Here is a 25,816-nt window from a genome sequence, read left to right on the forward strand (position 1 = left end):
GCGCCGGCGCTTGCTGTGGCTGGCTTGAAGCGCGATATCACATATGTCCTGGCGCTGACCCGGCAAAGCAAAACGCTCTGCGTGTCAGACGCCGCTCCCCACAAGCCAAGCATCCGTCGGACGCATGGTCTCCTCCTGAAAAAACAATTGACGCACAAATGTTTTTTCACGATAAAAGACATTATATGTAAACAGACGCGTGTCAATCCGCGCATCCCCAGGAACAGACCCAGGAAACTGCCCGTGAACGCCTCGAACAGCATTCTTCTGTCCCCCGCCGACAATGTCGCGGTCGCCAATGGCCGCATCGAGATCGGCACCCCTCTGCCCGGCGGCGCCGTCGCCACGGCCTTGATCGAGCCCGGCCACAAGGTGGCGATCAAGCCTATCGCCGCCGGCGAGGCGGTGGTCAAGTATGCCCAGGCCATCGGCCGCGCCACCCAGGACATCGCGCCCGGCGACCACGTCCATTCGCACAATCTGGTTTTTGAATCCGGCCGCCTGCCGGTGGTGCCGCCGAGCGAGGCCGAGCACGCCACCGAAGCTGACCGCGCCCGGACATTCATGGGCTATCGTCGCGCCGATGGCCGTGCCGGCACGCGCAACTTCATCGGCATCATCGCCAGCGTCAATTGCTCGGCCACCGTCTGCCACGCCATTGCCGACGAGGCCAACCGCGTGCTGTTGCCGAAATATCCGGGGATCGACGGCTTCGTCCCGATCGTCCATGGCCAGGGCTGCGGCATGAGCGGCACCGGCGACGGCATGATGGTGCTGCACCGCACGCTCGCCGGCTACACCCGCCACCCGAATTTCGGTGGCGCGCTGATGGTCGGCCTCGGCTGCGAGGTCAACCAGCTCACCCTTTACGGCCAGAAGGGTGCGGCGGCGGGAAAACGCCATTTCAACATCCAGGACGCCGGCGGTTCGCGCAAATCGGTCGAAAAGGCGATGGGCGTGCTCGCCGAAATCGCCGAGGAAGTCGGCCAGTATCAGCGCGAGCCGATCCCCGTCTCGGAGATCGTCGTTGGCCTGCAATGCGGCGGTTCCGACGGCATGTCGGGCATCACCGCCAATCCCGCGCTGGGAGCAGCGGTCGACATCCTGGCCGGCGTCGGCGGCATCGGAATCCTGTCGGAGACGACGGAGATCTATGGCGCCGAACATCTGCTCGCCTATCGCGCGGCAACGCCGGAGATCGCCAAGAAACTCGACGGTTTCGTCAAATGGTGGGAAGACCACGTCGCCAAGCACGGCGCTTCGATCGACAACAACCCCTCGCCCGGCAACAAACGCGGCGGCCTGACCACCATTCTGGAAAAGTCGCTGGGCGCCGTCGCCAAGGGCGGCCAGACTCCGCTCAACGGCGTCTTCGGTTATGCCGAAAAGGTCACCGGCAGTGGCCTGGTGTTCATGGACACGCCCGGTTACGACCCGGTCTCGGCGACCGGTCAGGTGGCGGGCGGCGCCAACATCATCGTCTTCACCACCGGCCGCGGCTCCTGCTTCGGCTGCCGGCCGACGCCGTCGATCAAGGTCGCCACCAACTCGACCATGTACCACCAGATGGAAGAGGACATGGACGTCAATTGCGGTGTCATCGCTTCGGGTGAGAAGACCATCGCCGGCATGGGCCGGGAACTCTTCGAACTCATCGTCGAGACGGCATCGGGCCGCAAGACCAAGAGCGAGGCGTTCGGCTACGGCGACAACGAGTTCGTGCCGTGGCACCTCGGCGCGACGCTCTAACCACCGACGAAAAAAGCGGGCTGCAACGACTGCCCACAAGGGGAGGCTTTGGATGGACAAACGCCGCATCGGCACGACTCCGCTCGAGGTCACTGAGATAGGCTTCGGCGGAGCGGCGATCGGCGGGCTCTACCGGGCCTGTCCGCGCGAAGCGGCGATGGAGACGCTGCAGACAGCCTGGGATGCCGGCCTGCGCTATTTCGACACCGCGCCCTTCTATGGCTTCGGCCTGTCGGAGCGGCGGACCGGCGATTTCCTGCGCTACAAGCCGCGGGATTCCTATGTGCTGTCGACCAAGGTCGGACGGCTGTTCCGCCCGGTGCCGGAAGACCAGGTTCCCGATCATTCCTATGTCGACCCGCTGCCCTTCGCGCTCGACTACGACTACTCCTATGACGGCATCATGCGCTCGGTCGAGTTCTCCTATGCCCGGCTCGGGCTGAACCGGATAGACATCCTGTTTGTGCACGACATCGGCACCTACACACATGGCGTCGAGAAGACGAAGCTGCACTTTCGCCAGCTGATGGACGGCGGCTTGAAGGCGCTGGAAGAGCTTAAAACGTCCGGTGTGATTTCCGCCTATGGGCTCGGCGTCAACGAGGTGCAGATCTGCCTCGACGTATTGCGCGAAGCACCGCTCGACTGCATCCTGCTGGCCAGCCGCTATTCGCTGCTCGACCGCTCTGCTGAAGCCGAGTTGCTGCCCTTATGCCGTGAGCGACAGACTTCCCTGATCATCGGCGGCGTCTTCAACTCCGGCATCCTGGCGACCGGACCGGTGCACGGTGCGCATTTCGACTATCTGCCGGCGACGCAGGACATACTTGAGCGTGTCGGCGCGATGGAGAAAATCGCTGATGAGGGCGGATATCCGCTGGCGGCGGCTGCATTGCAGTTTCCGCTGCAGGAGCCTGTCGTGGCCAGCGTGCTGACCGGAACGGCCAAGCCTGCCAACCTGACGCGCAACCTCGACCTGTTCGACGTCCAGGTGCCGCAAGCGGAATTCGCCCGCTACACTCCCTACACCATCGTGCAGGAGCTCGGCTGACGAAACGCCACAATCACGGTTCTCAAGAAGGAATGAATATTCCATATTGACTCGACGGTGGAATTAATATTCCATGATGATCAAGGAGGATCGGGAGCGTCTGGACGTGGCACTGAGGATCGGCAGGGAGGCTTCTCAGCCAAGCCATGCGCAGGCCGATATGAAACACCGCTTGCGTCGGCCGGACCGATGCACTATCAAAAAGCGGCAACTGTTTTTTATTGATAAAGGTCTGTTTGGGCCGCGCCTATCCAAATGGAGCTTCCGCAACCTTCACCGGGCGATCTAGGGAGGATTCCTAATGAAATTCGTGACCAGCATTCTCAACCGCCGTTCACTGGTGGCACTTGCTGCCGCCTCGATGCTTGCAGGCACGCTGCACACGGCGCCCGCTTCGGCGGCGGACGTGACCATTCCGATCATCGTCAAGGACACCACATCCTTCTACTGGCAGATCGTCCTGGCCGGTGCCCGCAAGGCCGGCAAGGATCTCGGCGTCAACGTACCCGAACTCGGCGCCCAGGCTGAAACCGACGTCAACGGCCAGGTTTCGATCCTCGAGAATGCCGTCGCCGGCAACCCGGCCGCGATCGTCATCGCGCCGACCGAATTCAAGGCGCTCGGCAAGCCGATCGATGAAGCAGCCAGCAAGGTCAAGGTCATCGGCATCGACTCCGGCGCCGATTCCAAGGCCTTCACCTCGTTCCTGACCACCGACAATGTGCAGGGCGGACGCGTCGCCGCTGACGGTCTTGCAGCAGCCATCGGCGAAGCCAATGGCGGCAAGATCGAGGGCGACGTCGCCCTGATCACCAACGCGCCGGGCGCCGGTTCGCTGGAGCAGCGCAAGCAGGGCTTCACCGAGCAGCTGGCCGCGAAATATCCGGGGCTCAAGCTCGTCGCGGACAAATATGCCGACGGCCAGGCAACGACCGGTCTCAACATCGCCACCGACCTGATCACCGCCAACCCGAACCTCAAGGGCATCTTCGCGTCCAACCTGATCATGGCGCAGGGCGTCGGTCAGGCTGTCGCCGAGAACAACCTTGGCGGCAAGCTGGCGCTGGTCGGCTTCGACAGCGACGAGAAGCTGATCAAGTTCCTCAATGACGGCGTCATTTCCGCGCTCGTCGTCCAGGATCCGTACCGGATGGGCTATGACGGCATCAAGACCGCGCTCGCCGCCTCGAAGGGCGAGAAGGTCGAGGCCAATGTCGACACCGGCGCCAACCTGGTGACCAAGGCAAACATGAAAGACCCCAAGATCGACGCCCTGCTCAACCCGAAGCTCTGAGCCCGTCAGGCAAAAATCGTTTCCGGGGCCTCGCGCCTCGGAAACATTCGATACCGGCTTGAATATCCACCGGCTTGAATTACCTCGGCGATGTGGCTGACTGCATCGCGACGTGCCAACCGTAAGGCCAACCTGGGAGGATTGTCATGAAGCCCACGGCGCAGGAACTGCACCCGGCCCCAACGCTAGCGCCCGGCAGGACGATCCTCGAACTGCACGGACTGGAAAAGCGCTATCCCGGCACGCATGCGTTGAAGCCCGTTCACCTTGCCTTCAAGGCAGGTGAGATCCACGCCATCGTCGGCGAGAACGGCGCCGGCAAATCCACCTTGATCAAGCTTCTGACCGGCGTCATGCCGCGCACCTCCGGCGATGTCATCTGGGAGGGCAAGCCGGCAGCGCTGGCAACCCCGCACGAGGCGATGGCGCTGGGCATCAACGCCGTGCATCAGGAGGTCGTGCTCTGTCGCCATCTCACCGTCGCCGCCAACATGTTCCTCGGCGAGGAGAATTCGCGCTTCGGCATCCTGCAGCAGCGCGCCATGGTCAAGGAAGCGCAGAAGATCATCGACGGTCTCGGCTTCGACCTGCCGGCGCATGTCATGCTGGGTGACCTCACCATCGGCCAGCAGCAGCTGATCGCCGCCGCCCGCGCCACCGTGCGCGGCACCAAATTCCTCATCTTCGACGAGCCGACCGCCTATCTCACCCGCAAGGAAGCCGACCAGCTGTTCACGCTGATCCGCAGGCTCAAGGGCGAAGGCGTCACCATCATCTACATCAGCCATCGCATGGAAGAGGTGTTCGAGCTCGCCGATCGCGTCTCGGTGCTGCGCGACGGCACACTGGTCGGCACTCGTAACATTGCCGAGACCAATGACGCCGAGCTGGTCAAGATGATGATCAACCGCTCGATCGAGCAAGTCTACCACAAGGAGCATTTCACCCCCGGTGCCGTGATCGTTGAAGCGAAAAACCTGTCGGGCAAGGGTTTCGAAGACGTCTCGATGACGGTGCGCGCCGGCGAGATCGTCGGGCTCTATGGCCTGATCGGCGCCGGGCGGAGCGAGTTCGTCACCACGCTCTATGGCCGCCACAAGAAGTCGGCCGGACAGGTCCTTTGGCAAGGCAAGCCGGTCCACATCAATTCCGAGCACGACGCGATCAAGCTCGGCATGGCGCTGGCGCCAGAAAGCCGCCGCGACCAGGGCCTGTGCCTGAACCTGCCGGTCGGCCTCAACCTCAACCTGCCGATCTACAAGCGCATCTCCAACAACCTGCTGATTTCGAACACGAAGGAAAAGGCTGAAGCCGATCGCCAGATCGCCGGCCTCCGCATCAAAACGCCAACACGCGGCGCCCTGGCCTCCAGCCTGTCCGGCGGCAACCAGCAGAAGATCGTCATCGGCAAATGGCTGGCGCACGGCGCTAAGCTGTTCATCTTCGACGAGCCTACGGTCGGCGTCGATGTCGGCACCAAGGCCGAGATCTACCGCCTGTTCGGGGAACTGTTGTCCAAGGGCGCCGGCATCATCCTGATCTCGTCCTATCTGCCCGAGGTTTACGAGCTCGCCGATACGCTGCACGTGTTCCGGCGCGGCAAACTGGTCGCCAGCCATGGCTTTCGCGCCGCTAGCCACGAAGACGTGCTGACGCAGGCGATCGGCTGACAAAACAAGAAACGGGAGGAACCATGAGCATCGAAACCGTAGCGATCGAAAAACCGAAACGGAACTACAACGTCCTGTTCGGGCTGACGCTTCTGGCGTTGCTGGTTCTGCTCTGGATCGTGCTGTCGGTGGCGACGCCGAGCTTCGCCTCCTCCAACAACATCGCCAATCTTTTGCGGCAGGGCTCGATGATCGCCATCATGGCGGTCGGCCAGACCTTCGTCATCATCACCGGCGGCATCGACCTCTCGGTCGGCGCCGTGGTCGGCTTCGCCACCGTCATTGTCGCCATGATGATCAATGCCGGCTTCCCGATCTGGGTCGCCATTCTGGTGACGCTGCTGGTCGGCGTTGCCATCGGCCTGTTCCATGGCTTCGGCATCGTCAAGATGGGCCTGCCGCCCTTCATCATCACGCTGGCGACGCTGACCTCGTTGCGCGGCATCGGCCTGTTGATGACCAACGGCAACTCGATCAACATCAACAGCGACAGCTTCACCGCGTTCTCGCGCAGTTCCTTTGTCGGCATCCCCAATCTGTTCTGGATGGTGATCCTGGTCGGCATCCCGGCCTACATCTTCCTGCACCACAGCCGCTGGGGCCGCTATCTCTTCTCTGTGGGATCCAATGCCGAGGCCTCGCGCCTCTCGGGCGTCAATGTCCAGCGCACCATCTACATGGCCTATACGCTGTCGGGCCTGTGCGCGGCCTTCGTCGGCGTGCTGCTGGCGGCGCGCATCGGCATCGGCAACCCGACCCAGGCGGAAGGTTGGGAGTTGCAGGCGATCGCCTCATCGGTGATCGGCGGCACTTCGCTGTTCGGCGCCGTCGGCTCGGTGCATGGCCCGCTGCTCGGCGCCTTCATCCTGGCCACCATCAACAACGGCGCCAATCTGCTCAACGTCAACTCGTTCTGGCAGCGCATCATCACCGGCGCGTTGATCATCATCATCGTCTATTTCGACGGCCTGCGCCGTCGCGGCAAGTAATCCTCCCTGACCTTCTGCGCCGGCCTGCTTAACAACGGACCGGCGCCTTTTTGAACACTGGAATTGCCGAATGAAAGCTGTTGTCTGCCGCTCGCCCGGCGAGCTTGTCCTGGAAGACCGGCCGGCGCCAGGAGCGCCGCTTGCCGGCTGGGCGCTGGTCGCCGTCAGCCATGTCGGCATCTGCGGCACCGACTACCACATCTTCGAAGGCAAGCACCCGTTCCTCGCCTATCCCCGCATCATGGGCCACGAAGTGTCGGGCACCGTCGTCGAGACCGGCGAAGATGTCGACCTTGCCGTGGGCGAGCCCGTCATCATCAATCCCTATCTCGCTTGCGGAAAATGCATCGCCTGCCGGCACGGCAAGCCGAATTGCTGCGTCAGGATCGAAGTGCTTGGCGTGCATCGCGACGGCGCCATGGCCGAGCAGATCCTGGTGCCGGCGCAGAATCTTTATCCGTCAAACGGCCTATCTCTGGCCGACGCGGCGGCGGTGGAATTCCTCGCCATCGGCGCGCATGCCGTACGGCGTGCCCGCGCCGAACCAGGCGCCCGCACCCTGGTCATAGGTGCCGGGCCGATCGGCCTTGGCGCAGCGCTGTTTGCGCGCATCGCCGGGCTCGATGTCAGCCTGCTCGACATGAGCACGGAGCGGCTGGATTTTGCAAAAGGCGAACTCGGCTTCGCCACGCTCGACGGTTCACAAAAAGCGGCAGCCGAACTGGTGCGCGAGGCAACCGGCGGCGAAGGGTTCGACGTCGTCTTCGACGCCACCGGCAACACCGCCTCGGTGCAGTCGGCCTTCGCCCATGTCGCGCATGGTGGCACGCTCGTGCTGGTCAGCGTCGTCAAGGACGACATCGTCTTTTCCGATCCGGAATTCCACAAGCGCGAAATGACATTGATCGGCAGCCGCAACGCGCTGAGAGTCGATTTCGACCATGTCGCTGCCTCGATCCGCAACGGCGCCGTGCCTCTGGCAAAACTCGTCACCCACCGCACCACGCTGGCCGGCACGCCGGATGATCTCGCCCGCTGGGCGCATGAGAAATCGGGGTTGATCAAGGCTGTGATCGAGGTAGGGTAAGACATCCGAAAAATTTGGTGGAGCGATAAGTGCCGAGTTAAGGCAGATCGCATACCTCGGCGATTTGCGAAAAGGCCCGTCGCTTCCTCATCCACGGGCGGAGCAAGGAGCGAAGCGACGCGGCGCAGACCCGAGGTTTCATTCGGTGACGTCTGCGCTAGAATCCAGCGGTGCAAAAAGAGGCGTCCATTCGCATCTCCTACCTGCACCGCTGCGGCGCGCGACAGTCGCGGCATGGGTCCTCGGGTCTCCGCGTCCGCTGCGCTCCCGCTCCGCCCGTGGATGAGGAAGTGAGCGGCTAAGCCGCCCGCTTCCACCCATCCCTGATATGCCTGTATCCCTCGCGATAAACTGCCTCCGGCGTCTCGGAAAAATCCCGCCACACCTTGGTCGCCGCCGCCAGATCCTTCAGCGATCTGCCAAACGCCTCGATCGTCAGCCAGTCGTCATAGCCGCTCTTGCGGATGGCCGCGAAAGTCTCTTTCCACGGAATGTTCCCGCGCCCCGGCACGCCGCGATCGTTCTCCGAAATGTGGATGTGCACGACATTCCGCCGGTGCTTCATGTAGGCGCCGATCGGGTCGGCTTCCTCGATATTGGCGTGGAAGGTGTCGTACATCGCCTTGATGTGCGGCCGGTCGATGGCATCGACGTGCTCGGACAGATCGGCCATCGTGTTCAGCAGATAGCACTCGAAACGGTTGAGCGCCTCCAACCCGATGGTAACGTTCCGCTTGCCGGCATGATCGCCAATGGCGCGCTGCGAGGCGATCGAGCGCTTCTTCTCGGCAGCGGTCGGCCCGCTGCCGGAGAAGGCGCCGAGCGTCGAATGCAGCGGCCCGCTCAGCGTACTCGCGCCGAGCGCCTGGGCGCAATCGATCGCCCATTTCATGTAGCCGATGCCGGCCTTGCGGGTCGCGGCATCCGGCGAAATCAGATTCATCGCCGGGTCGCCCATCGCCGTAACAGCCGTGCGCTCCAACCCGATGCGGTCGAGCAGATCGCCAAGGTTCTTGTAGTCCTCTGGCGTGCCTGAGAAGATCGGTATCTCGACGCCGTCGAAGCCGGTCGCCTTGATGTCGCGCAGCAACGGCTCGTGTTTCTTAGACACGGAAGTCGTCCACAAAAACATGCACATGCCGATTTTCATCGACAGCCCCTCCCCGTTTGACGGCGCGCGCTGGTTTCTTTCGCATCTCGCACCATGCGCCCTCATTCGGCCGCTTCGCGGCCACCTTCTCCCCGAAGGGAGAAGAGACTTGGCGCCGGCGCTCCCTAAAGTTTCGTCCACGCCCCGTTCTTCTTCGATGACTTAACGCAGGCCTCGATGAACGCCATACCTTCGACGCCGTCCTGGATGGTCGGGAACACCACGTCCTTGCCCGGCTTGCCGCCCTTCTTGCGTGCCGCGCGGATCGCCCGCGCCGCCTCCTGGTAGATGTTGGCGAAGCCTTCGAGATAGCCTTCCGGATGGCCAGACGGAACGCGGCTGACGCGTCCCGCAACTGGCAGCGCGCCGGCGCCGTTGCGGGTGAGCAACTGCTTGGGCTGGCCGAACGGCGTGTACCAGAGATAGTTCGGATCGGCCTGCACCCATTCCAGCCCGCCTTTAGAGCCATAGATGCGCAGCTTCAGCCCGTTCTCGTGGCCCGGCGCCACCTGGCTCGCCCAGATCATGCCCTTGGCCGGATGCACCTTGCCGACCGGCTTGAAGCGCAGCATGACATTGACATTGTCGTCGAGCAGCCGCCCCGGCACGAAAGCGTCGAGATCGGCCGACAGGGAATCGAGCTCCAGACCCGAGACGAAGCGCGCCAGATTGTAGGCGTGCGTGCCGATGTCGCCGAGCGCGCCGCCCGCGCCCGCCTGCTTGGGGTCGGAGCGCCACGCCGCCTGCTTCTGGCCGGTGGCGGCAAGATCTTCGGTCAGCCAGTCCTGCGGGTACTCGGACTGCACGATGCGGATGTCGCCAAGCTGGCCCTTGGCCACCATCTCGCGCGCCTGCCGGATCATCGGATAGGCAGTGTAATTGTGCGTCAGCACGAACACCTTGCCGGTCTTTTCAACCACGGCCGCGAGCTTCTTGGCCTCGGCCAAAGTCGTCGCCAGCGGCTTGTCGCAGATGACGTGGATGCCCGCCTCGAGGAAGACCTTGGCCGCCGGCACGTGCACATTGTTGGGGGTGACGATCGCCACCGCCTCGATGCCGTCCGGGCGCTTGGCCTCGGCCTTGGCCATCTCGGCATAGGAGGCGTAGCTGCGCGCCGGGTCGAGACCGAGTTCGGCGGCGGAAGCCTTGGCGCGCTCGGGATTGGCCGACAGGGCGCCGGCCACCAGCACGAAGTCATTGTCCATGCGCGCCGCGATCCGGTGCACCGCGCCGATGAAGGCGCCTTGGCCGCCGCCGACCATACCATAGCGGATCGGGCCGCCCCCCGCTTCCGACTTCGATGCGCCGACCATGTCTTTCTCCTGCTTGTGTCAAATACCCATCATGGCGCGCAGCATCTTCTTGTCGGTGGTGCCGCCGGCGAAATCATCAAAGGCCTTTTCCGTCACCCGGATAATGTGGTGCTGGATGAAGGGCGCGCCTTCGGCCGCGCCGTCCTCCGGATGCTTGAGGCAACACTCCCACTCCAGCACCGCCCAGGAATCGTAGCCATACTGGGTAAGCTTGGAGAAGATGCCGCCGAAATCGACCTGCCCGTCGCCAAGCGAACGGAATCGCCCCGCGCGATTGGTCCAGCTCTGATAGCCGGAATAGACGCCTTGCCGCCCCGTCGGATTGAACTCGGCATCCTTGGCATGGAAGGCCTTTATCCGCTCGTGATAGATGTCGATGAATTCGAGATAGTCGAGCTGCTGCAAAAGGAAATGCGACGGGTCGTAGTTGATGTTGCAGCGCTTGTGACCGCCAACCGCATCTAGGAACATCTCGAAGGTTGCGCCGTCGAAGATGTCCTCGCCGGGATGGATCTCATAGCCGACGTCGACGCCGTTCTCGTCATAGACGTCCAGGATCGGCTTCCAGCGCTTGCCGAGTTCGGCAAAGGCCTCCTCGATCAGCCCGGCCGGCCGCTGTGGCCAGGGATAGAGATACGGGAAGGCCAGAGCGCCGGAAAACGTCACCGAGGTTTTCAGGCCAAGATTCTTCGAGGCCTTGGCGCCGAACTCCATCTGTTCGACCGCCCATTTCTGCCTGGCCTTGGGGTTGTTGTGCACCGCAGGCGGTGCAAAGCCGTCGAACTGGGCATCATAGGCCGGGTGCACCGCCACCAGCTGCCCTTGAAGATGCGTCGACAGTTCGGTGATCTCGACGCCGGCATCCGCGCAGATGCCTTTCACCTCGTCGCAATAGGTCTTGGAAGATGCCGCCTTCTTGAGATCGAACAGGCGTGCATCCCAGGTCGGGATCTGCACGCCCTTGTAACCGAGACCGGCCGCCCATTTGGTGATCGAGGCCAGCGAATTGAACGGCGCGGTATCCCCCGCGAACTGCGCCAGAAACAGCCCCGGACCCTTCATTGTCGACGGCATCGGCATCCTCCCAATTCATTTTTCCAAGGACCAAGCATAGCGCCTGATGAAAGCAGGGCCAGCCTCTTTGGTCTCTTGTGATGTGCATTCTCGTATCGACATTCTGGTATTACCAAATACCGGAAATGGGTCAAGCCATTTGACTCACGCGCAAAGCTGCCAGGGCATTCCATTTTTGGCGATATATACCAGCATAATCAATACAGTACACAGATGCCGATATCGCATGGCGGCGGTTCTTGCCGCGCGACAAAAATTGCTGTAGACCTCCATTAGGGCCCAATTGGTCGAACCAGTTGCGCAAAAACGCTGGAGCGCCTTGGGGAGGAAACACGCGACGCGCCTTGTGGGGCGCATCGCAGGCGAACTGGCACAGACGAATTCTGGGAAGGATAGACCATGCATCTTTCGACGCACAACTGGATGCGCGCGGAACCGTTGGAGGTGACGCTGAAGCGCATCAAGAAATTCGGCTACGAGTCGATCGAGATTTCCGGCGAGCCCGAGCAATACAAGACCAAGGAGACCCGCGCGCTGCTGAAAGAATACGGCATCCGCTGCTGGGGGTCGGTGACGCTGATGCTGGGCGAACGCAACCTTGCCGCCAGGGACCAGGGCCAGCGCGAACGCTCGGTGCAGTACGTCAAGGACGTGCTGACCATGGTCAGCGAACTTGATGGCGAGATCATAACGCTGGTGCCCGCGACCGTCGGCAAAGTGGTGCCGGACGGCACCGAGGAAGAGGAATGGAAGTGGGTGGTCGACGCCACCCGCGAATGCTTCACCCATGCCAAGAAGGTCGGCGTCAAGATCGCGGTCGAGCCGCTCAACCGCTTCGAGACCTATTTGTTCAACCGCGGCGCGCAGGCGTTGGCCCTGGCCGATGCGGTGAGCCCCGAATGCGGCGTCTGCCTCGACGCCTATCACATCCATATGGAAGAATTTAACGTCCATGACGCGATCCGTCAGGTCGGCAAACGGCTGTTCGACTTCCACGTCGCCGACAACAACCGCTTTGCCGCCGGCCTTGGCCAGATCGATTGGCCACGGATCGTGCAGACGCTGAAGGAAGTCGGCTATGACGGCGCGCTGACCAACGAATTCGTCGCGCCCGTCGACCGCACACCCGCCGCGCCCTATCCCGACATGGTCGACCGGAATCCGGTCGACATTTCTCCCGAACAGCTGAAGTTCATCCAGGATCACGGCTCCAGCGTGCTGACGGAGAAATTCTACACCGACCAGATGCGCATCACGGCCGAAACGCTGCTGCCGCTGATCAAGTAGCCGATCGGGATGCGCATCAAAACGGTCCAGGCGTGGTGGGTCCGCGTGCCGATTGAGGCCGCGAAGCAGCATCGCAGCGACTTTGGCCAGGTGACGACGTTCGACGCCGCCATCCTGCGCATTGAGACTGACGACGGGCTGATCGGCTGGGGCGAGGGCAAGAACGCCGCCGGCAGCGCCGGCAGCTATGGTGCGCTGGTCTACATGCTGAATCACGAGGTCGGGCCGCAGCTGATCGGCCGCGACCCCGCCGACATCGGCATGATCTGGGAGATGCTCTACAACGGCGTGCGCCATGACAGTGCCGCGCGCGCCGGCCATGCCATGCCGCAGCTGGCGCGGCGCGGCATGAGCATTGCGGCAATCAGCGCCGTCGATATCGCGCTCTGGGATATTCTGGGCAAGTCGTTGGGACAGCCGGTGTGGCGGCTCATCGGCGGCCGCAAGCTCGACCGCATGCCGGCCTACGCCTCCGGCGGCTGGGCTGCCGCCGAGGCTATCGGCGAGCAGCTCAAATCCTACATCGCCAAAGGCGGCTTCAGGGCGCTGAAGATGCGCGTCGGCGCCATGGACGGCGCCCCGCACATTTCCGCCGCCCGCGTCCGCGCCGCACGGCAGGCGCTCGGTCCTGACGTCGAGTTGATGGTCGACGCGCACGGCACCTATACGGTGGCCGAGGCCAAGCGCTTCATCAGCCTGGCCAGCGATCTCGACCTCGCCTGGTTCGAGGAGCCTGTTATCGCCGACGACAAGGCTGGTATGGCCGAGGTGCGCGCCTCGGGCTCGATCCCGATCGCCACCGGCGAAAGCGAAGCGACGCGCTACGCTTTCCGCGATCTCGCGGTGCTGAAATCCGCCGACATCTTCCAGCCGGATCCGGCCTTTTGCGGCGGTATCAGCGAGGCGATGAAGATCGGCACCATCGCCAGTGCCTTCAATCTGCGCTTTGCCCCGCATCTGTGGGCCGGCGCGCCATGCTTTTTCGCCGGCCTGCATGTTTGTGCGGCCTCGCCTGCCAGTTTTACCGTCGAATATTCGCTCGGCGCCAACCCCATGATCCACGATCTTATCGAAGAGACTGTCGAAGCAAGGGACGGTATGATAGCGATCCCTGAAAAGCCGGGTCTGGGATTCACCATTTCGGAGCGGTTCCTGGAGGCGCACGCGCAACGCGGTTGACGATGAAAGAAAAGAACCTTCTCGCCGAACTCGCCGCCTATCTCTTCGCCCATTCGGACAAGGAGAGCGGCCGCACGCCCTCGGAGCGCGAGCTGGCGGAGCATTTCGGTGTCAGCCGCGGCCAGATCCGCGAGGCGCTGGCCATTCTGGAGGCCATGCGCATCGTCGAGCGCCGCGCCAAATCCGGCATCTATGTCGACACCAGGCAGGCCAGTGTAGAAGCCTTGGCTCTTTTCGCCCGCGCGGGCCTGCCGCTCGATCCGGTGCAGATCTACGAGACCGTCGAACTGCGCAAGATCCACGAGATCAAGGCCGCCGAACTTGCCTGTTCGCGTGCCACCGAAGAGAATTTCGAACGCCTGCGGGAGATCCTGAAAGCCTCGGAGGAGTGCATCGCCGCCGGCGAAGGCCTCGCCAAGGAAGACCGCGAATTCCACCTCGAAATCGTGCGGGCGACCAAGAACGGCGTCTTCCACAATATCTGCAGCGTCTATTACCTGATGGGCGAGCAGCGGCTGCCGATCTACTTCAACGATCCCGAGCGCTCAGTGCGCTCGCATGCCGAGCATATCCAGATCTACGAGGCGCTGCTGCGTCGCGACGGCAATCTCGCCCAGGCGCTGATGAGCGCCCACCTGCAAGGCGCGGAAAGCTACTGGAAGGGGATCATCGAGGGCCGCGAGGCGCAAGCGCAAAGCCTGGCATTTGAGAAAGCCTAGAGCAATTCCAGGAAAAGTGTGAAACGGTTTTCCCGGGAAAGCGCGCAGCGCTTTCGCTTGCGACAAACACGAGAGCCCCCATGCCCAGAATCCTGTCGACGCACACGCTGCATCCGCGTGCCTCCGCAATGCTGGCGGGCGCCGGTGAACTCGTCGTCGCCTCAGCGCTCGATGCGGCAACGCTGACCGCCGAGGCGAAGCATGCCGACGTCATCATCGTTCGCGCACCGCTGCCGCCGTCGCTGTTCGAAAACGCCACGAAACTCAGAGCCGCGGTCCGCCACGGCGCCGGGCTCGACATGGTGCCGATGGAGGCCGCGGCCGCGGCCGGCGTGCTGGTCGCCAACGTGCCGGCGGTCAATGCGCGTTCGGTCGCTGAATATGTGATGTTCGCGGCCCTTGCCCTGCTTCGGCGCTTCCGTTCGGTCGACCGCGACTTGCGCGCCAAGGGCTGGAATGCCGGCCGCGACCACGCCAGCCATGCCAGCGAGCTTGCCGGCAAGACCATCGGCATCATCGGCTTCGGCGCCATCGGTCAGGCAGTCGCCCATATCGCCGCGCACGGCTTTGGCCTCGACGTCGTGGCGACGACCCGCAGCATGCAGCCGGCACCCGACAGGATCGGCTTCCTGTCGATCGATGCGCTGATCGAACAGAGCGACATCATCGTGCTCTGCTGCCCGCTGACGCCGGAAACGCGCGGCCTGATCAGCCGCGAACGCATCGCCCGCATGAAGCCGGACGCGCTTTTGATCAACATTTCGCGCGGGCCGGTGATCGATGACGAGGCGCTGATCGAGGCCTTGCGCCAAGACCGGATCGGCGGCGCCGCACTCGACGTCTTTGCCACGCAGCCGCTGCCGGCAAACCATCCCTATTTCGGTTTCGACAATGTTATCGTCACCCCGCATATGGCGGGGATTACCGAGCAATCGATGATGCGCATGGGCGTGGGCGCGGCCGGCGAGACCTTGCTGGTGCTGGCCAACCGGCTGCCTGTCAATCTGCGCAATCCCGACGTGGTCGAGCATTACCGCAGACGGTTCCCGGCGGACGCGTGAACCATGTCCGGTTTTCGCTTCGCATCTCTGGTTCTCGCAGTGTCGTCGATCGTGGCCTTACCTTCGCTCGCGGCGGCACAAAGCAGCGATTATGTCTATTGCAGCAATGGGATCGTCTGCATGATGGCGCCCTGCCCGTCAGGCAATGCGCTGGATCTGACCACCGGCAATGTCGTTAAAGGCGTGGAGCTCAACACTACGGAATTGCCGCCGCTGGACAGATCGGCACCTGACCTCTCCGACAAGCTTTATGCTGGAAAACTCGTCGTCCGAGGATCGATCCAGCATCGCGGCCAGCCGAACGATCCGCCGATGCTGGTCGTTACCAAAATCGAACGCTCCTCCAAGAAAAGCGAGCGCAAGCGCTGCGCGGCACGTTGACTGCCGACCTACGGCTCGCTGCCTATCGGAGCAGCCGCTCGACTTCAGCCGCGATGCGCAGCAGATGGTGGTCGTGGCCATTGCGCGCCACCAGCATCAGTCCGGCCGGCAGCGTCATGCCGGGCATCGGCAGCGAGATCGCGCAGAGGTCGAACTGGTTGGCGACCTGGGTATTGCGCAGCAGCAGACCTTCGGTGCGTTCACGCAGAGCCGTATCCTCGGCCATCGAAACGATAGTCGGCGCTGTCACCGGCGTGGTCGGCAGAGCTAGCACATCGACCGAACCCAACCGCTCGTCCATGGCTATGCACAGTGCCGCGCGACGACGCATTGCCCTGATATAAACCGGCGTCGGTATGGCCGCCGCCCGCGACAGCAGCCCGCTGACATGGGGATCGACCGGCACCGATGCGCCCGTCGCCAGCCAGTCGGCATGGATTTCAGAACCTTCCATGGCCGCGATCGAGCCGCGTTTGGTGGCCAGGCGCAGATCGGCAATGAGGTCGTCGATCGAAATGTCCGTGAGCCACGCGCCTGCCTGCTCGATCCCGGCAAGGCTGCGATCGAACGCGGCGGCAATCTCCGTTTCCGTGTCTTCGAAAAGCAGGCCGCGCGGAATGCCGACACGAAGCCCGGCAAGCGCTAACGGCAGGTGCAGTTGCGGCATCTGCTCGCCCGTCATCGCGGCGTCAGCCAGGGCACACGCAGCAACACTCAGCGCCAGCGGCCCGATCGAATCCAGCGTCGCGGAAAGGGGATAGGCACCAGTCAGCGGCACGCGCCGCGCCGTCGGCTTGAAACCGACGACGCCGTTCAGCGATGCCGGGATGCGCACCGAACCGCCGGTGTCGGAGCCGATGGAAATGTCGCTCGTCCCCTCGCCAACGGACACGGCGGCGCCCGACGACGAACCGCCTGGAATGCGGCTGGTGTCGGCGGCATTGCCCGGTGTGCCGTAGTGCATGTTGTCGCCGATAGCGGTGAAGGCGAATTCGGTCATGTTGGTCTTGCCGATGATGACGGCGCCGGCCTGGCGCAGACGGCTGACGACCGCAGCGTCGTGCCGACGGGGCGCGGTGTCCCTCAGCATCAGCGACCCGGCCGTGGTCGGCTCGCCGGCGACATCGAACAGATCCTTGATCGACACGATGGTGCCGTCAAGCGGCCCGAGCGATACGCCGGCCTTCTTGCGCGCATCGGTGGCCTCGGCCGCTGCGCGCGCCGCCTCGGCATAGAGTTTGGTGAACACCTTCTCGCCTGCCGCGCAACTGGCAAGACGTGACAGGATGATCTCGAGACGATCGCGGATTGATTGCATGTCGATGTCGGATTCCGTCAAGGTGGAGCGTCTTTAAGGCATATGGGCCGCTAGGTCAGCGGAAGGAATAGCCCGGACAGCGTGCCTTTGCACCTGCCAGCGATAGGAAGGGACTGATGCTGTACAAAGGCAGCTGCCACTGCGGCAAGGTTGCGTTCGAATTCAAGGCGCAGCTGACCGGCGCCGTGCGGTGCAATTGTTCGATCTGCTCGCGCAAGGGCGCGCTGTTGGCCGCCATCCCGCATGACAGCCTGACGGTGCTGGCGTGGGGCGACGATCTCGGCACCTACACATTCGGCAATCATGCAATGGCGCATCGCTTCTGCCGCACCTGCGGCATCCATCCCTTTGCCGAGGATGTCAGTCAGGGCAGCGAACGCAGCGCCTACATCAACCTCAACTGCGTCGCCGATTTCGATCCCACCGGCCTGCCGGTCTTCGACTTCGACGGCCGCGCGGTCTGACCCTACGGTGGCCTCTCACCACAAAAGCAACGCCCCGAAAACCTTGATAGTTCTCGGGCCCGCTGCTTCAGCCAAGGATGGCTATCGGCTATTCGACGCGCTTAGGGCCGCGCGCGAACACAACGATCGCCGCCAGCAAGGTCGCAGCGCCACAATAGGCGAAGGCGCTGGCCACACCGGCATTGTCGACCACCAGGCCGCCGAAGACAGCGCGTTTCTGGCGCTCGCCGTTTCTTGCGTCTTTCCCGCTCGCGCCTTTGCCCTCGAGGACAGCTATCTCCCGGCCGACAAGATCCCCTATGTCGCCGAAGTGCCAGACCAGCCGCATCGCCTTGGCCCGTTGTGGGGTGACCGGGCCAAAGGCCCGGCGGGCACCTTGCTGAAAGTTCCCGGCAACTGGCGCGCGCCGGTTCATGCGCACACCGCCGACTATCGCGCGGTGGTCATCAAGGGACTGTGGGCGCATTGGCAAATGGACGGCGGCGAAGCGACGAAGGTCGAATTGCCGCCGGGATCCTACTGGACCCAGAAGGCCAACGAGATGCACGACGACGCCTGCCTCTCAGAGACGGAGTGCGTGATCCTGCTGATCAACGATACGCCTTACGAGACCTACTTCCAGAAATAGTCAGGCGGCGCCGTCGTTCGACCGCAACTAGCTGGCGTGCCGCAAGCTCACGCCGCTGCCCTTGTCGAACAGCACCACCTTGTCCTGATTCCAGGCAAAGCGCACCGGCTGCTCGATCTGGACATCGGTTCTGGCCGGCACCGTGGCGCGCAGCGTCGTGTCGCCGACCCGCAGAGTCAGGATCTTTTCCACGCCATGGTTCTCGACATCGTGGACGCGTGCCTCGACCGGCGCACCGCTTTCAAGATACACATCCTCAGGTCGAATACCGAAGACGAGCGGGCGACCGTCGGTCGCACCGCCCGCCTTGGCACCCCCAGAGAAAGGCAGTTCGAAATTTAGCGGCGCCATCACCGCGCGGCCGTTGACCAGCTTGCCATCGATCAGGTTCATCGGCGGCGAGCCGACGAAGCTGGCCACATAGGTATCGCGCGGATTGTTATAGATCTCGTGCGGCGTGCCGGTCTGGATGATGCGGCCATGGTTGAGCACGCCCACCTTGTCGCCCATCGACATCGCCTTGATCTGGTCGTGGGTGACGAACAGGAAGGTGGCGCCAAGCTGGATCTGCAGGTTCTTCAGTTCCGTGCGCAGCGCCTCGCGCAGTTTGGCGTCGAGCGCCGACAGCGGTTCGTCCATCAGGAACACGCGCGGCTTGCGCACGATGGCGCGGCCGATCGAAACGCGCTGCATCTCGCCGCCGGACAGACGATCGGTCTTGCGGTCGAGCAGATGTTCGATCCTGAGTGTTTTGGCGGCGCGGTCGACACGATCCTTGATCTCGGCGTCGGGTCCTCCGGTCAAGCCGGAGGATGACAGCGTGAGAGTTGAGAGGGCGACGCACACCGACCGTCGCGGACGGGCGCGAGCGCGACCTGCCGGATAGCGTCAGCTGCTGATCAGCGCGCTGTCTTGTTGAGAGCGGTGACGATCAGCGCGAGAATCACCGCCGCGGCGGCGATTTCCCACACGAAAGCCTGCTTGTAGAAAGGCGGCGTGGCGAGCTGCGCCTTGCCGGCGAGAGTGTTGGGGTCCGGTGGATTGAGGAAGAAGACGCCGTAGAGATGCGCCGCCGTGATCGATACCAGCAGCGCAATGCAGAAGACCAGCGCCACGACCAGCGCTACGGTCACCACACTGCGCACCTTGACGCCCGGCTGGGCCAACGGCAGCAGGTTGTTGATGAGCCCGGCAAGCACCACGAGACCGCTGCCGACCGCGTACAGGCCGATGGAAAAGGGTTGAAAGATCAGCACCAGCGCCAAGACGCCGAGGCCAATGATGAAGAGCTCGAGGCGGAACGCGCCGGCGCGGCTCATGCCGGAAGAACTGTCGCTCATGACCGCACCGCCTTTCCGGCGCCATCGAAGACATGGGTTTGCCTGGGATCGGGGCGTAGATTCAGCGCCTCGCCGACCTTGACCCACTGGCTTCTCGTCACCACGACGCGGATGTCGGCGCCTGCCGCCGTGCGGGCATGAATAAGGGTTTCGGCGCCCATGGGCTCGATGAGCTCGGCTCTGGCGGAGATGGTGCCACGGTCCCCCGTATCGGTCACGGTGAAAGCACGGGGGCGGACACCGATCGTCACCTTGCCGGGCTGCAGGCGCGCGACCGCCGCGTCCGTGCGGATCGCCAGACTAATGCCGGCAACGGTCATGTCCGCCGTGCCATCGGCGAAGGCCTTGAGGTCGGCCTCGAGAAGATTCATCTGCGGCGTGCCGATGAAGCTCGCCACGAAAGCATTGGCGGGCTTGGCAAATACCTCGTGCGGTGAGCCGACTTGCTCGATCAGGCCGTCCTTCATGATGGCGATGCGGTTGGCCATGGTGAGCGCTTCGAGCTGGTCATGGGTCACGATCACGGTCGCTTTGGAGAGGCCCTGCAGCACTTCCTTGATCTGGCCACGCATGGTTTGGCGCAGTTCGACATCGAGACGCGACAAGGGCTCGTCGAAGAGGAAGCAATTGGGGTCGCGGACGATGGCGCGGGCCATGGCGGCGCGCTGCTTTTCGCCCTCGGATATCTGGTTCGGCAGCCGGTCGAGAACGTGCTCCAAGTGAAGGATCGCGGCGACGCGGTTGACGCGGGCAGTCCGCTCAGCCCCGGAAATGCCGTCATGATAGAGCGGGAAGGCGATGTTCTCGGCGATCGATGCCGACGGGTAGAGCGCGTAGAACTGGAACACCATGGCGATGTCGCGCTTTTCGGGCGGCAGTTTGTTCATCACCTTGCCGGCGACGACGACCTCGCCGTCAGTGACGCTTTCCAGCCCGGCGATGACGCGTAAGGTCGTCGTCTTGCCACAGCCGGACGGGCCGAGAAGGCAGACGACCTCACCGGCGGCCACCGACAGGTCAACGTCCTTGACCGCGGTGAAGGAGCCGAAGCGCTTGGTGACTTTGCGGAGTTCGATGGTTGACATCTCAGCGCTTCACCGTGCCGAAGGTAACACCGCGCAACAGATGGTTTTGCAAGAAGAAGGTGACCAGGAAGACTGGGACGAGGAACAGGGTTTCGATGGCGGCAAGCAAAGTCCAGTCGGTGCCGCGTCCACCCGACGACACGGCCTGGTTCATGGCGACCGGGACCGTCCTCGTGTCAGGCCCCGAGAGCAAGAGGGCGAAGAGGAACTCGTTCCAGGTGAGGATCAGGCCGAACACGAACGTGGCGGCGAGCCCGGCAATGACCTGGGGCAGGCAAATCTTGAAGAACACCCGCATTCCGGACGATCCGTCGAGGCGGGCGGCATCCTCGACGTCTGGCGACAATTCATCGAAGAAGCTCTTCATCATCCAGATGGTGAAGGCCAAGTTGAAGGCGGTGTAGAGCATGATGATGCCGAGATACGAGCCCGACAGGCCCACTACGCGGAACATCAGGATCACCGGAATGATCACCACAATCGCCGGCAGCATGCGCGTGGTCAGGATGATGAACAGGTAGGTGTCATTGCCTTTCAGCGGATAGCGCGAGAAGCCGAAGGCCGCCAGGGTGCCGATGACCAGCGCCAGCAGCACCGAAGCCGAGGCGATGAAGATCGAGTTGAAGAAATAACGGTCGAATCCTGTCGCTTCCGGGGCACCGCCCGACGTCATCGAGCGAGAAAAGACGGACCCAAAATTTTCGAGCGTGGGCTTGAACACAAAATGATCCGGAATCAAGCCGAACAGCGACGTGGGCGACAGCGTCGGAGGCACCAGAAGCGCGTCGCCCTGCGGTTTGAAGGCGGTGAATATGATGAACAGCACCGGCAGAAAATAGATAAAGGCGACGACGGCCACGGCGAGCGTCCGCCCCCAGCCGGCCTCGTCTACTCCGCTGGCCCTGCGGAAGCCGAGCTTTCCCAATATCGATTCGGTCACGGGTTAGGCTCCCTGCGTACGGCGGTTTGCGAGGTACAGGTAGAGGTTGGTGAGAACGATCACCATGAACAGCATCAGATAGGAGATCGACGCGCCCTCACTCGTCTTGTTCTGCTCGTTGGCGATGCGGATCAAGTGATAGGAGATCGTCAGCGTGTCGTTGCCGCCCTTGGTGAGGAGGATGACGAGATCCGCCAGCTTGAATGCCTCGATGGTGCGGAAGAGAAGGGCCAACATCAGAAGGCCGCGGATGTAGGGGAAGGTGATCATCCAGAATTGCCGCCAGCTGGAAATACGGTCGATGGCAGCGGCCTCGTAAAGGTATTTCGGCACCGAGACGAGGCCCGCCAGCACAAGGAGCATGACGAAGGGCGACCACATCCATGCGTCGGCGAAAACGATTCCCGCCACGGCACCGACTTTGTTGCTCATCAGGATGAACTGGTTGCCGGAGATGGAATTGATGACGTAGCTGAGAATCCCGAATGTCGGGTCATAGTAGTAGGTGAAGAACACGCCAGAGGCGACAACCGAAAGCATCATCGGTGTCAGCACCAGGATCAACAAATACTTGCGCAGCGGAAATTGCTTGGCGAACAGGATGGCCAGCAGAAAGCCGACGATCATCTGCGCGGAGACGGTGAACACGACGAACATGGCGGTGTTGATCAGCGCGCCCCAAGTCGCGTGAGCAGCGAGATCGTTGGTAAGGATCCGGATGTAGTTCCCGAGTCCGACGAAGCGGATCGTCTGCTGGTTTGCCTGGTAGGCGAAGAACGAAAGGCCCAGCGACCACAGCAGGGGGAAGATATTCATCACAAACAGAACGGCGATTGCCGGAGCGACCAGCAAGGCGCCGAAGTAGTGGCGGCGATACGCGTTGACGGTAAATGCGGCCGCGACCAACGCCACCGCGGCGCCCACCACCCAGAAGGAGACAGCCGCAGGCAAGCCCGCCATTGATATGGCCGACACGACGACAGCGACAGCGATGGCGAGTTTCCAGTTGTGGGCAACAACCGCGGTAAGGCGTGGTGTCAGCAGCGTGCTTGAAACAGCGGTCATGGGAGTCCGAAATATGGAGCGCCTGAAGTGGCAATGACGGGGAGCGGCTTTTGCCCGCTCCCCGCAGCTATGTCGGAAGGTTACTGGATAAGACCATCGTTCTTCAGGAGGTCCTCCTGGAACTTGGCGATGTTATCCAAGGTGGTCTTGGCGTCCTGCTTGCCAGTGATGGCTAGGTCGTACTGGTCCTGCTGCTGGGTGAGCAGTTCGAAGAACTGCGGCACGTGCCACATGTCCTTCTGCCAGTCGAGCGAGTTCGCCCAGGCGCGGTCCCACGGACGATAGGTCACATACTTCGGATCGCTGTAGACCGACTTGATCGCGGACTGGCCGCCGCCGGCGGCGAACTGGTGCTGGATATCAGGCGAGAGCCACCACTTCACGAAGCCAACCGCTTCCTTGATTTGCTCAGGCGTCGTCCAGGTGGTGAGAACGAAAGGCTGTCCGCCGATCTGTGACGTACGATTCACCTTGCCGTCGGCACCGCGCAGGCCTGGCGCCAATCCGAACACCAGCTTGTCGGCAACCTTCGACGTCTTGGGATCGAGCGAGGCTTCGGCGAGACCGATCCAGTCGATGTTCATGGCCACCTTGCCTTCACGGAACAACTGGTCCGAGACGAAGATGTCCATGGTGCCGGTCTTGACCACCGGCGGCATGAACTTCAGCAATTTGAGGAAATGCTCCATGCCCTCGATGGACTTCGGGGAGTTTACGACGCCTTCGGCATGTCCGGTCGGGGCCTTGGTTTCATCCCAGATGCCGCCGCCATGCTCCCAGACGAACGTGTGGACCGAGCTCGTCGAGAAGTCGTAGCCTTTGCCTGCCTGATAGGCGATGCCATAGAAATCGTCATCCAGCACCTGGCCGGCGAGCTTGTCGCCCTTCTTGCGCTGGAAGAATTCGCCAACATGCTCGAACGTGTTCCAGTCCATGGCGTCGATTTCTTCGCCGGTGCAGGGCAGCTTCTCATTGTACTTCGCCTTGTAGGCGGCCTGCTCGTCGTTGTTGCAGAGCACGTCCTTGCGGCCGTAGGTGACCAGCACGTCCGGGAACTGCGGGAAGCCGTAGTAGTTCGGCGTGCTGTTGGGATAGGTCGAGTAGGCGTTGAGCACGGCGGGATGCATCGACTCCATCGTCGCCTTGAGTTCCGGGTCGGCATCGATGAGATCGTTGATCTTGCGGAAGTAGCCGCCTTCGACGAAGGCGCCCAGCCACTGCGAGTCCGACACGATGAAGTTGTACTTCTTTTCGCCCGAGGTCAACGAGGCGTTGACGCGGGTGTAGAAATCCGGCCACGGAATGAAGTCCACATCGAGCTTCACAGTATTGCCAGACTTCGGCTTGTACTGCTCGTCGAAGAACTTCTTCATAATGCGGGTCGGGGGCCAATCCGGCACCGCCATCGTCAACGTCACTTCTTCGGCAGAGGCATAGGTCACGCCTCCCACCAGTAGTGTGGCAGCGAAGCTTGCGGCTGTCGCTAGCCCTTTCAGTTTGGTCATCGCCGTCATTCGCGTTTCCTCCCTTGGTTAACCGGATTGCTTCTCGCCTTTCGAGTCAGGTCATTGCCTGGCCGCTCGCGGCGCGGAAGACGTGGATTTTCCTGTTATCGATGGCGATCGATGCCGAATCGCCGGTCCTGATGCTGGCGGCGATCGCTTCCGGCAGCACCATGCGCAACATCTCGCCGCCGGCCTCGACCGAGACGATCGTTATGTCGCCGAGCGGTTCGACCAGATGCACCTTCGAGGCAACCCCGGCTTCGCCCTTGGCGGCGAGCCGAATGTCGCTCGGGCGAATGCCGATCAGCGCGGCCTCGTTGGCATCGGCAGTCTTTGGCGCCGTCGCCGGAACCAGAGTCCCGAGCGGCGTGTCGAAAGATCTGGTGTCGGCGCGCACCGAGGCCGTGAACAGATTCATGTGCGGCGAGCCGATCTTGCTGGCGACATAGGTATCGATCGGCTGCTCGTAAAGCTCGTCTGGCGTGCCGATCTGGACGATGCCCCCATCGCGCATGACGGCGATCGTCTCGCCCATCGAGAGAGCCTCGATCTCGTCGGGCGTGGCATAGATCACGGTCATGCCGAACTGGCGGTGCAGCCGCTTCAGCTCGGCGCGCGTCTCGTGCCGAAGCTTGGCGTCGAGATTGGTGAGCGGCTCATCGAGCAGAAGAATCTTTGGCCGGCGGATCAGGGAGCGGCCGAGCGCGACGCGCTGCTGCTCTCCGCCGGACAGGGTTGCCGGCTTGGCCTTCAGGCGGTGTGTCAGCTTCAGGATCTCGGCGGTCTCTTTCACCCGCTTGTCAATCTCGGCGCGCGCGGCTTTCTCCTCGCGCAGCGGGTAGGCGAGATTGTCATAGACCGTGAGGTGGGGGTAAAGCGCGAAAGACTGGAAGACCATCGAGATGCCTCGGCCGGCGATCGGCGCATGGGCCATGTCGCGGCCGCCGATCTCAAGCGTGCCGGAGTCGGCCTTGACGAGGCCGGCGATAGTGCGCAGCGTCGTCGTCTTGCCAACGGAGCTCGGCCCGAAGAGTACGAAGAAGCGGCCTTCGTCGACGGCGAAGCTCAGGTCGTTGATGGCGCGCACGGATCCATAGGCCTTGCTGAGCCCATCGAGGCGCAGCGCAATCCCCTTGCCGTCACTGGCGCGAGGCGACGTCTGCGTCACGATGCGCCACCTCGTGCGGACGGAACACGCGCCATCCGTATGATTCTCCTCGTCCTGCCGAAATGGACTGCGGCTGTCATTCTCGATCCGCCTTTTCTTTCCTGATCTGGTATTACCAATTTTGGATAGCCGTCAAGCTCTTTCTTGGATCACCACCGGACCTTGTATAACCGGATTTTTCATGTATCCGACTGTTTTCCCTGAATTTTCCTACTCGTTGATATAGGAGAGCCTTGTTTCGGCACTGCCATCCCGGTTAACATCAATAGTGGGCATCCAAATCTGGTCGAACCAGATTG

General features: G+C 62.6%; 25 protein-coding genes. 14 read left to right on the forward strand and 11 right to left on the reverse strand.

What is annotated here, in order from left to right; translation table 11 throughout:
* Window positions 1-243 precede the first annotated feature (243 nt).
* The 7 genes from NKI64_RS00510 to NKI64_RS00540 all read left to right on the forward strand — a co-directional run bounded on the left by NKI64_RS00510 (window position 244) and on the right by NKI64_RS00540 (window position 7,840).
* On the forward strand, window positions 244-1,749 hold the full coding sequence (locus tag NKI64_RS00510) for a UxaA family hydrolase (protein WP_023683018.1): 1,506 nt from the start codon (window positions 244-246) through the stop codon (window positions 1,747-1,749).
* A 52-nt stretch (window positions 1,750-1,801) separates the two neighbouring features.
* On the forward strand, window positions 1,802-2,800 hold the full coding sequence (locus NKI64_RS00515; RefSeq protein WP_352666159.1) for an aldo/keto reductase: 999 nt from the start codon (window positions 1,802-1,804) through the stop codon (window positions 2,798-2,800).
* A gap of 73 nt (window positions 2,801-2,873) precedes the next feature.
* Complete coding sequence (locus NKI64_RS00520; protein ID WP_023728565.1) at window positions 2,874-3,089, forward strand: hypothetical protein; 216 nt, start codon at window positions 2,874-2,876, stop codon at window positions 3,087-3,089.
* A 12-nt stretch (window positions 3,090-3,101) separates the two neighbouring features.
* A complete protein-coding gene (locus NKI64_RS00525; protein WP_023728566.1) occupies window positions 3,102-4,094 on the forward strand; it encodes an ABC transporter substrate-binding protein in 993 nt (330 codons plus the stop codon).
* 146 nt (window positions 4,095-4,240) lie between these two features.
* Window positions 4,241-5,764 carry a sugar ABC transporter ATP-binding protein gene (locus NKI64_RS00530; RefSeq protein ID WP_031201310.1) on the forward strand — a complete coding sequence of 508 codons (1,524 nt, stop codon included), beginning with the start codon at window positions 4,241-4,243 and terminating at the stop codon, window positions 5,762-5,764.
* 23 nt (window positions 5,765-5,787) lie between these two features.
* Complete coding sequence (locus tag NKI64_RS00535; protein ID WP_023683015.1) at window positions 5,788-6,753, forward strand: ABC transporter permease; 966 nt, start codon at window positions 5,788-5,790, stop codon at window positions 6,751-6,753.
* Between the two features lie 70 nt (window positions 6,754-6,823).
* Window positions 6,824-7,840, forward strand: coding sequence for a zinc-binding alcohol dehydrogenase family protein (locus NKI64_RS00540; protein ID WP_352666161.1), 1,017 nt, complete (start codon window positions 6,824-6,826; stop codon window positions 7,838-7,840).
* 298 nt (window positions 7,841-8,138) lie between these two features.
* On the opposite strand, the gene NKI64_RS00545 is transcribed toward NKI64_RS00540, so the two are convergent.
* From NKI64_RS00545 to NKI64_RS00555, 3 genes are all read right to left on the reverse strand, one after another.
* Window positions 8,139-8,990 carry a sugar phosphate isomerase/epimerase family protein gene (locus NKI64_RS00545; protein WP_023683013.1) on the reverse strand — a complete coding sequence of 284 codons (852 nt, stop codon included), beginning with the start codon at window positions 8,988-8,990 and terminating at the stop codon, window positions 8,139-8,141.
* 125 nt (window positions 8,991-9,115) lie between these two features.
* Window positions 9,116-10,303 carry a Gfo/Idh/MocA family protein gene (locus tag NKI64_RS00550; RefSeq protein WP_023683012.1) on the reverse strand — a complete coding sequence of 396 codons (1,188 nt, stop codon included), beginning with the start codon at window positions 10,301-10,303 and terminating at the stop codon, window positions 9,116-9,118.
* Window positions 10,304-10,321: 18 nt separating this feature from the next.
* Window positions 10,322-11,377, reverse strand: a complete 1,056-nt coding sequence (locus NKI64_RS00555) for a sugar phosphate isomerase/epimerase family protein (protein WP_023733624.1) — start codon at window positions 11,375-11,377, stop codon at window positions 10,322-10,324.
* Window positions 11,378-11,776: 399 nt separating this feature from the next.
* Here NKI64_RS00555 and NKI64_RS00560 point away from each other — a divergent pair, with 399 nt between their 5' ends.
* The 5 genes from NKI64_RS00560 to NKI64_RS00580 all read left to right on the forward strand — a co-directional run bounded on the left by NKI64_RS00560 (window position 11,777) and on the right by NKI64_RS00580 (window position 16,004).
* Window positions 11,777-12,664, forward strand: a complete 888-nt coding sequence (locus tag NKI64_RS00560; protein ID WP_023669836.1) for a sugar phosphate isomerase/epimerase family protein — start codon at window positions 11,777-11,779, stop codon at window positions 12,662-12,664.
* 9 nt (window positions 12,665-12,673) lie between these two features.
* The gene (locus tag NKI64_RS00565; protein ID WP_023700157.1) at window positions 12,674-13,843 is read left to right on the forward strand and encodes a mandelate racemase/muconate lactonizing enzyme family protein; all 1,170 of its coding nucleotides are present in this window, start codon (window positions 12,674-12,676) and stop codon (window positions 13,841-13,843) included.
* Between the two features lie 2 nt (window positions 13,844-13,845).
* A complete protein-coding gene (locus NKI64_RS00570) occupies window positions 13,846-14,562 on the forward strand; it encodes a FadR/GntR family transcriptional regulator (RefSeq protein ID WP_023683008.1) in 717 nt (238 codons plus the stop codon).
* Window positions 14,563-14,642: 80 nt separating this feature from the next.
* Window positions 14,643-15,623: an NAD(P)-dependent oxidoreductase gene (locus NKI64_RS00575; protein WP_023686626.1), complete on the forward strand. Its 981-nt coding sequence runs from the start codon at window positions 14,643-14,645 to the stop codon at window positions 15,621-15,623.
* Window positions 15,624-15,662: 39 nt separating this feature from the next.
* Complete coding sequence (locus NKI64_RS00580) at window positions 15,663-16,004, forward strand: hypothetical protein (protein ID WP_245260934.1); 342 nt, start codon at window positions 15,663-15,665, stop codon at window positions 16,002-16,004.
* A 22-nt stretch (window positions 16,005-16,026) separates the two neighbouring features.
* On the opposite strand, the gene NKI64_RS00585 is transcribed toward NKI64_RS00580, so the two are convergent.
* Window positions 16,027-17,322, reverse strand: a complete 1,296-nt coding sequence (locus NKI64_RS00585; protein ID WP_023737510.1) for an amidase — start codon at window positions 17,320-17,322, stop codon at window positions 16,027-16,029.
* Window positions 17,323-17,438: 116 nt separating this feature from the next.
* Between NKI64_RS00585 and NKI64_RS00590 the strand changes: the two genes are divergently transcribed.
* Complete coding sequence (locus NKI64_RS00590; RefSeq protein ID WP_023669842.1) at window positions 17,439-17,786, forward strand: GFA family protein; 348 nt, start codon at window positions 17,439-17,441, stop codon at window positions 17,784-17,786.
* 217 nt (window positions 17,787-18,003) lie between these two features.
* Window positions 18,004-18,414, forward strand: a complete 411-nt coding sequence (locus NKI64_RS00595; RefSeq protein WP_027048960.1) for a DUF4437 domain-containing protein — start codon at window positions 18,004-18,006, stop codon at window positions 18,412-18,414.
* A gap of 27 nt (window positions 18,415-18,441) precedes the next feature.
* On the opposite strand, the gene NKI64_RS00600 is transcribed toward NKI64_RS00595, so the two are convergent.
* The 7 genes from NKI64_RS00600 to NKI64_RS00630 all read right to left on the reverse strand — a co-directional run bounded on the left by NKI64_RS00600 (window position 18,442) and on the right by NKI64_RS00630 (window position 25,517).
* A complete protein-coding gene (locus tag NKI64_RS00600; protein ID WP_348524262.1) occupies window positions 18,442-19,233 on the reverse strand; it encodes an ABC transporter ATP-binding protein in 792 nt (263 codons plus the stop codon).
* Between the two features lie 80 nt (window positions 19,234-19,313).
* Complete coding sequence (locus tag NKI64_RS00605) at window positions 19,314-19,754, reverse strand: hypothetical protein (protein ID WP_023728570.1); 441 nt, start codon at window positions 19,752-19,754, stop codon at window positions 19,314-19,316.
* Window positions 19,751-20,839: an ABC transporter ATP-binding protein gene (locus NKI64_RS00610; protein ID WP_023733630.1), complete on the reverse strand. Its 1,089-nt coding sequence runs from the start codon at window positions 20,837-20,839 to the stop codon at window positions 19,751-19,753. The genes NKI64_RS00605 and NKI64_RS00610 overlap by 4 nt, the downstream gene beginning before the upstream one ends.
* A 1-nt stretch (window position 20,840) precedes the next feature.
* Complete coding sequence (locus NKI64_RS00615; RefSeq protein WP_023728572.1) at window positions 20,841-21,779, reverse strand: carbohydrate ABC transporter permease; 939 nt, start codon at window positions 21,777-21,779, stop codon at window positions 20,841-20,843.
* Between the two features lie 3 nt (window positions 21,780-21,782).
* On the reverse strand, window positions 21,783-22,844 hold the full coding sequence (locus NKI64_RS00620; protein ID WP_023835039.1) for a carbohydrate ABC transporter permease: 1,062 nt from the start codon (window positions 22,842-22,844) through the stop codon (window positions 21,783-21,785).
* An 80-nt stretch (window positions 22,845-22,924) separates the two neighbouring features.
* Window positions 22,925-24,358: an ABC transporter substrate-binding protein gene (locus NKI64_RS00625; protein WP_023728574.1), complete on the reverse strand. Its 1,434-nt coding sequence runs from the start codon at window positions 24,356-24,358 to the stop codon at window positions 22,925-22,927.
* Between the two features lie 46 nt (window positions 24,359-24,404).
* Window positions 24,405-25,517, reverse strand: a complete 1,113-nt coding sequence (locus NKI64_RS00630; protein WP_027048959.1) for an ABC transporter ATP-binding protein — start codon at window positions 25,515-25,517, stop codon at window positions 24,405-24,407.
* Window positions 25,518-25,816 lie beyond the last annotated feature (299 nt).

Origin of the sequence: Mesorhizobium sp. M0478, from assembly GCF_040321305.1 — a bacterium.
Taxonomy (GTDB): domain Bacteria; phylum Pseudomonadota; class Alphaproteobacteria; order Rhizobiales; family Rhizobiaceae; genus Mesorhizobium.

Excerpts from the sequence above, each read along its gene's own strand:
- NKI64_RS00515 (WP_352666159.1), top strand. The coding sequence starts at position 1,802 with ATGGACAAACGCCGCATCGGCACGACTCCGCTCGAGGTCACTGAGATA.
- NKI64_RS00520 (WP_023728565.1), top strand. The coding sequence starts at position 2,874 with ATGATGATCAAGGAGGATCGGGAGCGTCTGGACGTGGCACTGAGGATC.
- NKI64_RS00525 (WP_023728566.1), top strand. The coding sequence starts at position 3,102 with ATGAAATTCGTGACCAGCATTCTCAACCGCCGTTCACTGGTGGCACTT.
- NKI64_RS00530 (WP_031201310.1), top strand. The coding sequence starts at position 4,241 with ATGAAGCCCACGGCGCAGGAACTGCACCCGGCCCCAACGCTAGCGCCC.
- NKI64_RS00535 (WP_023683015.1), top strand. The coding sequence starts at position 5,788 with ATGAGCATCGAAACCGTAGCGATCGAAAAACCGAAACGGAACTACAAC.
- NKI64_RS00540 (WP_352666161.1), top strand. The coding sequence starts at position 6,824 with ATGAAAGCTGTTGTCTGCCGCTCGCCCGGCGAGCTTGTCCTGGAAGAC.
- NKI64_RS00545 (WP_023683013.1), bottom strand. The coding sequence starts at position 8,990 with ATGAAAATCGGCATGTGCATGTTTTTGTGGACGACTTCCGTGTCTAAG.
- NKI64_RS00550 (WP_023683012.1), bottom strand. The coding sequence starts at position 10,303 with ATGGTCGGCGCATCGAAGTCGGAAGCGGGGGGCGGCCCGATCCGCTAT.
- NKI64_RS00555 (WP_023733624.1), bottom strand. The coding sequence starts at position 11,377 with ATGCCGTCGACAATGAAGGGTCCGGGGCTGTTTCTGGCGCAGTTCGCG.
- NKI64_RS00560 (WP_023669836.1), top strand. The coding sequence starts at position 11,777 with ATGCATCTTTCGACGCACAACTGGATGCGCGCGGAACCGTTGGAGGTG.
- NKI64_RS00565 (WP_023700157.1), top strand. The coding sequence starts at position 12,674 with ATGCGCATCAAAACGGTCCAGGCGTGGTGGGTCCGCGTGCCGATTGAG.
- NKI64_RS00570 (WP_023683008.1), top strand. The coding sequence starts at position 13,846 with ATGAAAGAAAAGAACCTTCTCGCCGAACTCGCCGCCTATCTCTTCGCC.
- NKI64_RS00575 (WP_023686626.1), top strand. The coding sequence starts at position 14,643 with ATGCCCAGAATCCTGTCGACGCACACGCTGCATCCGCGTGCCTCCGCA.
- NKI64_RS00585 (WP_023737510.1), bottom strand. The coding sequence starts at position 17,322 with ATGCAATCAATCCGCGATCGTCTCGAGATCATCCTGTCACGTCTTGCC.
- NKI64_RS00590 (WP_023669842.1), top strand. The coding sequence starts at position 17,439 with ATGCTGTACAAAGGCAGCTGCCACTGCGGCAAGGTTGCGTTCGAATTC.
- NKI64_RS00605 (WP_023728570.1), bottom strand. The coding sequence starts at position 19,754 with ATGAGCGACAGTTCTTCCGGCATGAGCCGCGCCGGCGCGTTCCGCCTC.
- NKI64_RS00610 (WP_023733630.1), bottom strand. The coding sequence starts at position 20,839 with ATGTCAACCATCGAACTCCGCAAAGTCACCAAGCGCTTCGGCTCCTTC.
- NKI64_RS00620 (WP_023835039.1), bottom strand. The coding sequence starts at position 22,844 with ATGACCGCTGTTTCAAGCACGCTGCTGACACCACGCCTTACCGCGGTT.
- NKI64_RS00625 (WP_023728574.1), bottom strand. The coding sequence starts at position 24,358 with ATGACGGCGATGACCAAACTGAAAGGGCTAGCGACAGCCGCAAGCTTC.